8 protein-coding genes and 1 pseudogene are annotated in these 3,584 nt (G+C 64.7%); 5 read left to right on the top strand and 4 right to left on the bottom strand.

Going from position 1 to position 3,584, the window contains the following annotated elements; genetic code table 11:
- Positions 1-270, top strand: a 270-nt coding sequence (locus tag WBL05_RS02870; RefSeq protein ID WP_424223615.1) for a TSUP family transporter, incomplete at its 5' end; no start/stop codon positions are given.
- Between the two features lie 95 nt (positions 271-365).
- Here WBL05_RS02870 and WBL05_RS02865 read toward each other — a convergent pair.
- Entirely contained in the window at positions 366-608 is a 243-nt protein-coding gene (locus tag WBL05_RS02865; protein ID WP_424223614.1) for a DUF6290 family protein, read from the bottom strand.
- Between WBL05_RS02865 and WBL05_RS02860 the strand changes: the two genes are divergently transcribed.
- Positions 595-834 carry a hypothetical protein gene (locus WBL05_RS02860; RefSeq protein ID WP_424223613.1) on the top strand — a complete coding sequence of 80 codons (240 nt, stop codon included), beginning with the start codon at positions 595-597 and terminating at the stop codon, positions 832-834. The genes WBL05_RS02865 and WBL05_RS02860 overlap by 14 nt on opposite strands.
- A gap of 30 nt (positions 835-864) precedes the next feature.
- Here the strand turns inward: WBL05_RS02860 and WBL05_RS02855 are convergent, their stop codons facing one another.
- Together WBL05_RS02855 and WBL05_RS02850 are read right to left on the bottom strand one after the other, a co-directional pair.
- Complete coding sequence (locus WBL05_RS02855; protein WP_424223616.1) at positions 865-1,008, bottom strand: hypothetical protein; 144 nt, start codon at positions 1,006-1,008, stop codon at positions 865-867.
- Positions 1,009-1,033: 25 nt separating this feature from the next.
- Positions 1,034-1,147: pseudogene (locus WBL05_RS02850) on the bottom strand (helix-turn-helix transcriptional regulator); the annotation flags it as partial.
- A gap of 723 nt (positions 1,148-1,870) precedes the next feature.
- Here WBL05_RS02850 and WBL05_RS02845 point away from each other — a divergent pair.
- The 3 genes from WBL05_RS02845 to WBL05_RS02835 are packed head-to-tail and all read left to right on the top strand — an operon-like array spanning position 1,871 to position 2,840.
- On the top strand, positions 1,871-2,269 hold the full coding sequence (locus WBL05_RS02845; protein WP_424223612.1) for a hypothetical protein: 399 nt from the start codon (positions 1,871-1,873) through the stop codon (positions 2,267-2,269).
- A gap of 9 nt (positions 2,270-2,278) precedes the next feature.
- A complete protein-coding gene (locus WBL05_RS02840) occupies positions 2,279-2,515 on the top strand; it encodes a DUF4258 domain-containing protein (RefSeq protein WP_424223611.1) in 237 nt (78 codons plus the stop codon).
- Positions 2,516-2,525: 10 nt separating this feature from the next.
- The gene (locus WBL05_RS02835; RefSeq protein WP_424223610.1) at positions 2,526-2,840 is read left to right on the top strand and encodes a DUF2283 domain-containing protein; all 315 of its coding nucleotides are present in this window, start codon (positions 2,526-2,528) and stop codon (positions 2,838-2,840) included.
- 134 nt (positions 2,841-2,974) lie between these two features.
- On the opposite strand, the gene WBL05_RS02830 is transcribed toward WBL05_RS02835, so the two are convergent.
- The coding region (locus WBL05_RS02830; protein WP_424223609.1) for a hypothetical protein at positions 2,975-3,584 on the bottom strand (610 nt) is incomplete at its 5' end.

Genomic DNA, 3,584 nt, shown 5'->3' with positions numbered 1-3,584 from the left:
TACTTCGCCATCGTGCTGGTGCTGACCAGCTACCCGTGGCCGCGGGCGGTGCTGATGAAGACGATCCTGCTCAGCATCTCGAACCTGGTCGCGTCGGCGATCTTCATCTTCTTCGCCCCGGTCGACTGGCTGGCCGCGGTGCTGATGTTCGCGGGCAACCTGATCGGCGGCAACATCGGACCGCTGGTGCAGCGCTACATCCCCGCGGCCCTCAGCCGGTGGGTGATCGCCCTGGGCGGGTTCTACCTGGCCTGGAGTTTGAGCCGCTGAGGCCCGAGTGCGAATCGCCCGGTGGCGTCCAGAGGCTCAGCACCACCACGGTTTTGGTCGCTGACCGCGGATGCCGCCGCACGGGAGAAGGACTGTCAGGCGATCTCCTCGTTCAGCCTTTCGAGAATCCAAGAGCTGACCAGGGCGGACGCGGGAAGGTGTTTCGTATCAGCCACCTGCTCGATGCGGGCCTGCTCTTCTTCGCTGAGACGAATCGAGTACACCTTGGTGCGGTTGGGCCGGGTAGGTCGCGCCGTGGCAGGGTAGGCAGCCTCGCGGGTCCGTTCGGACTCTTCCCGCAGGCGTGCAGCCAGAATCGGATCAATGGTCTTCGCCATCGCCCATCCCTCCTTGATAGAACTTCAAGTCGGCGCCAGTCGCCGGCCATGCGTTGATGCCGTGCAGATCTCCATCGGCGTCCCGGAACGCGATGACGACCAGTACGCGCTGGGCGTCGGCAGAGAACCCGATGAACCGCGAAGCCCCCATCCGGGACTTCGGGTCCGGCTCGAACGCCACCAAGTCGATGTCGTCGGCGATACCTTCTGCCTGGCCTGGAGCTGAACCGCTGAGCCGTCATCCGGGTGCGACCGGTCAAGCGACGGTGTCGAGCCGTCGGACCGTCGGGACACCAGCGGCCCGTTCAGCGGCGAGGTCGTGGTCAGCCTGCATAGCCAGCCACGCCCGGGCGGTGCTCACCCCCACCTCCTCCAGCCGCAACGCAAGGTTCGCGCTCACCTCGGCATGGCCGTTGGAGCACCCTGCTCAACGTCACCCGCGAAATGCCCAGCCGCGCAGCTGCCTCTGTCACGCTCAGCCCGAGCTCGGCCAGCACGTCCTCTCGGAGGATCTCCCCCGGGTGTACCGGGTTCTTCATCACCATGATCTTTCACCCCCAGTCAGTGGTAATCGCGATAGTCGACCAGTCGCCTTCGAACCATCTCGTTCCCGCTGCTCCAGGCCCTTGTGCCGGAAGCTGACCATCACGTCGATTATGTGACGCGTTACGTGACACGGTGCGACTGCGTGTTCTGCTCGTGTCCGGAAGCTCCGTTCCGCACCACTAGGCTCGCTCTGCTTCCCACCCTTTCCTCCCGAACGCCGGGCGTGGCACCGGCCGGGCCCCTCACCTCCTGATCGTGGCACCCCGGGGACCCTCCACCTCCCGAACGCCGGGCGTGGCAACGGCCCGGTGGGCGGCTCCCTGGCGGGAATTGGTAATTCGCCCCGCTCATCAACGCTTGCAACGATTCAAAGGCTCGAAACCGCGATTCAGCGGGTCGCTCTACCAATCCCCGAGGGCCGAGCGGGGTCGGGGGAGAGCGGATCGGGCCACAAGAACGCGGGATCGTGCACCCCAGGGTGCGGATCGGCGGCTCGGCTCGGCTTACCGGCGGGCTCTACCGCCGATCACGCCTCCGGCTCGGGCTTCAGGCAGCGCCAGCAGCGAAGCCCACCCCGGTGTCAGCCCTTCCCACATCCGTAGGAACTCGGGCTTGGGCAGCGACCGGCGTGGCAGATCCGTCTGCCTCATTGCCTGGAGAGATGGACAGAAACGGTGCCAGCGAAGGCATATGCTTCTGAAGGCTAGGCTTCCGGGGTGGATCACAACGTTGAACTGGACTACGCACTTCTCGCGGAGTGGGCAAGAGTGAATGCGTCCGGGAGCCTCACCGTGATTGATGGGAGCTTCCTTCGTGTCAGTGCTCCCCTCGGGACCTTGTTCCCTATCGCTGTAGCAGGTCGGATTCGGTTCCTTCACGCCCCGTACGAGGCCAACGTGAGAGTCCAATTCGAAATGTCTGAAGGGCCGACTCTCTCCTTCGAGACTTTGGCCACAGCCGAGGAAGAAACGTCCTACGGCGAGGGACGCAGGCACGTTCTGTTCGCATTGAACACGCAGTTGCCCGTCTTGGCTCCGGGGCGCTACAAGGTGGGCATCTTCCTCAATGAGGATCTCGCCCGTGAACTCTACTTCACCACCGTGCCCTCCAGTTGAACCAGCATCATGATCCCGGACTATCGACTCTCGCGTCACGCCCAGCAACGTATGATTGAACGACACGTCCAAGACTCCAATGTGGAGGAGGTGCTCGAGGCGCCGGACAGTGCTCAGCACGATCCCAACAAGCGCAGCTACCGGTTGGAGAAGCGACTTGCTCAGGGAGTGCTCAAAGTGTGGGTGGTCGAGCCGTGGCCGCCAAGAGGAACCGTTGTAGTCAAGTCAGTCGCCTGGAAGGACTGAGGAGGGCCCGATGAATCCGACTCTCACCGTCGACTTCACAGCCGATGTCGCTTACCTCCGTCTGGGCGACGGCGAAGTGGCCCGCACCTGCGAGGTATCCCCCGGCGTGTACGTCGATCTCGATCCATACGACGTCGTCATCGGCGTAGAGGTACTCGCCCTTGACTCGCTGATCCCCTACTCCGAACTGACGACCAAGTTCCACATCCGTCACGAGCATTTGGCCGTTCTTGAACAGGTTCGGCCCAATGTAACGAGCTTCGTAGCCAGGCAGCCGCGACCAGAGCAGCTGAGCGATGGCGCCCGCAATGGCGTGCCTGCATAAGCTCACGGGTCTGGTTATCAGGCGACCCCAATGACTTACGTCGGAAGATCAGGGGTGATGGACTAACCCAGCGGCCTCAGATGGGGGCGGGCCATCAGGGGCGCCAGCCCGTCAGACCGGGGCTCCACCGCCGATCACGCGTCCGGCTCGGGCTCCAGATCCTGCCAGAACGGCACCGGACCCACCGGCGGCTCCTCCTCGCCGGGTTCCTCACCCGGTTCCTCAGGCTCACCGGGCTCCTCGGGCTCGGCCGGCGGGAACTGTGGCAGCACGCCGCTGTCCTGCAGGATCACCAAGCTGGTCGGCACCCGCACCTGCCACGGCTCGCCGACCTGCTCGGGCGGGTCGATCACCCGGCCCAGCTCGACATCGGTGTAGATCTCGAGGATCTCCTGGGTGTTGAGCAGCGGCAGGTATCCCCCAGCCCAGATCAGGCCGGTGAGCAGGAACATCAACGCCGGCCGCTCATAGCCCGGCCGCACCGGAACCACCACAGACGCGCTGCCCGCCCTCAGGAACTGCTCGAACACCGGGTCGGCCCCGCTGGCCTGCGCCGTCTCGCGCCACCGCTCCAGACCCGCCCAGTAGTACGGATGGAACTGGTAGGTCGACTGCGGCCACTCGAAGACCTGCTCGAAGAACTCGGTGACCGCTCCTCTTGCCAGCGGGTGCCGCAACTTGTCGAGCTGGGCCCCCTCCGCCTCGTCGAAGACGATCCGGGGCGTGCCGTCCTCGATCGTGATC

It is taken from the genome of Brooklawnia sp. (assembly GCF_049651565.1).
Lineage (GTDB): Bacteria > Actinomycetota > Actinomycetes > Propionibacteriales > Propionibacteriaceae > Brooklawnia.
The sequence above is the reverse complement of the archived record's forward strand: the minus strand, read 5'-3'. Positions and strand labels throughout refer to the sequence as shown.